This window comes from Bradyrhizobium sp. 147, from assembly GCF_023073935.1.
GTDB lineage: Bacteria > Pseudomonadota > Alphaproteobacteria > Rhizobiales > Xanthobacteraceae > Bradyrhizobium.
The window spans coordinates 1-2544 of the sequence record NZ_JADPKL010000071.1 but is presented as its reverse complement, the minus strand read 5'-3'; the positions used below and the strand labels follow the sequence as shown (position 1 = coordinate 2544).

The window sequence follows — 2544 nt, the reverse complement described above, 5'->3', positions numbered from 1 at the left end:
TGCCCTAGGGGCCTTCTGGACAAATATACAGCCTCCGCTCGCAATCGGCCGGCACGCACCCGCCTCACTCCGCTAACGAGTAATTCTTGCCCAGCCTCGGCGTCCCAAATACGCCTGCCGATCCTGCGAGGATGGCGTCATGCAAGCGCCGGCTCCGGCTCGGTTGATCGAGGGCGGGCTGCCGACCGAGGCTACTGTGGCCCAGGTTCTGGTGTCCAAATATGCCGATCATCTGCCGTTGTATCGACAAGCTCAGATTTACGCCCGCCAGGGCATTGAGCTCGATCGTTCGACGCTGGCGGACTGGGTGGGGCAGGCAGCCTTCCATCTGCGTCCGTTGCATGAGCGCCTCCTTGGCAAGCTCAGGCAACGGACAAAGCTGTTCGCCGACGAGACGACGATGCCGGTGCTCGATCCCGGCCGCGGGCGCACCAAGACCGGTCAGCTCTGGACCTATGTGGCGGACGACCGGCCGTGGGGCGGCGCCGATCCGCCGGGCGTCGCCTATGTCTATGCCCCCGATCGCAAAGCCGACCGACCGATCGCCCATCTGGCAGGCTTCAAGGGGATCCTGCAGGTCGATGGCTACGCCGGCTATGGCAAGCTTGCCGAGCGTGGTGCCGTTCAGCTTGCATTCTGCTGGTCGCACATGCGGCGTAACTTCTACGAACTAGCTGCACCTGGTCCCGCGCCCATCGCGAGCGAGGCGCTCAAGCATATCGCCGAGTTCTACGCCATCGAAAAGGACATCCGTGGTCGCAGCGCCGAGGAGCGTCGTCTCGTTCGACACCAGAAGAGCCGGCCGCTGGCGGAAGCCTTCGAGCGGTGGCTCCGCGCAAAGCTCGCGTTGATCAGCCAAAAGGGCAAGTTGGCCGACGCCATCCGCTATGCGCTCTCACGCTGGGAGGGCCTGACGCGCTTCATCGATAATGGTCATATCGAGCTCGACAACAATGCTGTCGAACGCTCCATCCGTCCAATCACCCTCAACCGAAAAATGCGCTGTTCGCAGGCTCCGATGGCGGCGCCGAGCACTGGGCGATCATCGCTTCCCTCGTCGAAACCTGTAAGCTGAATCTTATTGACCCGCTTGCCTACATCACCGATGTTCTCTCAAAGATCGTCAACGGTCACCCGAACCGCCAGCTCGACAGCTTGTTGCCATGGGCCTACCGAAACGGCTAGAAGCCAGCCTGATCGAGGAAGATCGACGAACCAGCCTTCCTAAGGTGCGCCAATGAGCGATCAGATCTTGTGGCAACAGGATGGGGTCGATCCCGGCTGGTTTACAGCCCGACACATCGGATCAATAAGGAACAGCAAGAGTTACCGTCCGGGCGGTTGGTGGTTCTTGCCTGCTTGGTTACCCGACACGCAAGAGCACGACGTTGGTCCTTTTAAGACCAAGACTGCAGCACTAGCTGAGGCGGAACGGCTGGCAGCCCTCCACAAACGGAAAACGTAGCGATCCGCTGTCGTCTGACACGTGTGTTCGGAACAACGCTTACGATACAGCCAGCCCTCCGCGGTCGGGATGTAGGTGATGTCGGCGAGCCAGACCCGGTTCGGGGCGGGAGCGGTGAAGTCGCGCGCGATCAGGTTCGGTACGATCGGGAGGTCGTGACGGCTGTCGGTGGTGTGCACCCGGCGTGGCGACGCCATGATGGCGCGGATACCATGCCGGTGCATCAGCCGCTCGATCCGGCCACGGCTTGCGCCACGTCCCTGCTTGCGCAGGACGGCATGGACGCGAGGACTGCCGTAACGCCCGCTGCTGTCTTGATGGACTTGCCGGATCGCGGCCAGGAGGCTGGCATTGGATTTGGTCCGCTCGCTCACCGGGCGATCGCGCCAGGCGTAATAGCCGGCCGGCGAGACCTCGAGCACGGCACACATCAGCCGCACTGGATAGGCGTCGCGATGGTCTTCGATGAAGCGGAAGCTCATGTCTGGGTTCCGGCGAAGATCGCGATCGACTTCCTAAGAAACAGCCGGATTGGCGTCCCCGGAATGGCCTGCAACAGGAAGCCTAGCGATTTGGCCCTCCGCTGAAGGTTGGCGACGACGCGGCTGCGATATTGTTGCTCATACTGGTTGGCACCCGGATCCCTGTAGCTCATCCCGTGCCGGAGCGTGTTGTAGAATAAAACCGCAATCTTGCGGGCGGTCGCCGTCACCGCCTTCGACTTACCTGCCCGTGAGGACAGCCGACGATAGAATGCTCCCAGCGCTGTATCACTTCGACCGACCGTTGTGGCCGCCGACCGCAACAGCGCAGCTGCCCGACTGGAGGATCGTCGCGTACTCGAAGACAGCACCTTGCCGCCGGAGATCTTGTTGCCCGGTGCGAGGCAGAGCCAGGAGGTGAAGTGCTTGGCGGTCGGCCATGCCCTCAGATCTGTGCCGCACTCGCCGATAAGCTTCAAGGCGAGCGACGGACCCAATCCATGGATCTCGGTCAGATCGACGCCGAGCACACCATACAGCGCGGTCCTGACATCGAACGTGGGTGTGTTGACTTGCTTGGTCTTTACGCGTCGCCTG

At 62.1% G+C, this 2544-nt stretch carries 2 protein-coding genes and 1 pseudogene; 1 reads left to right on the top strand and 2 read right to left on the bottom strand.

Going from position 1 to position 2544, the window contains the following annotated elements:
• Positions 1-97: 97 nt before the first annotated feature.
• Positions 98-1185 (top strand): annotated as a pseudogene (locus IVA87_RS15840) (IS66 family transposase); the annotation flags it as partial.
• A gap of 141 nt (positions 1186-1326) precedes the next feature.
• Here the strand turns inward: IVA87_RS15840 and IVA87_RS15835 are convergent.
• Positions 1327-1947, bottom strand: a complete 621-nt coding sequence (locus IVA87_RS15835) for an IS3 family transposase (RefSeq protein WP_247334139.1) — start codon at positions 1945-1947, stop codon at positions 1327-1329.
• Positions 1944-2544, bottom strand: a 601-nt coding sequence (locus tag IVA87_RS15830) for a transposase (protein WP_247334137.1), incomplete at its 5' end; no start/stop codon positions are given. The genes IVA87_RS15835 and IVA87_RS15830, both read right to left, overlap by 4 nt.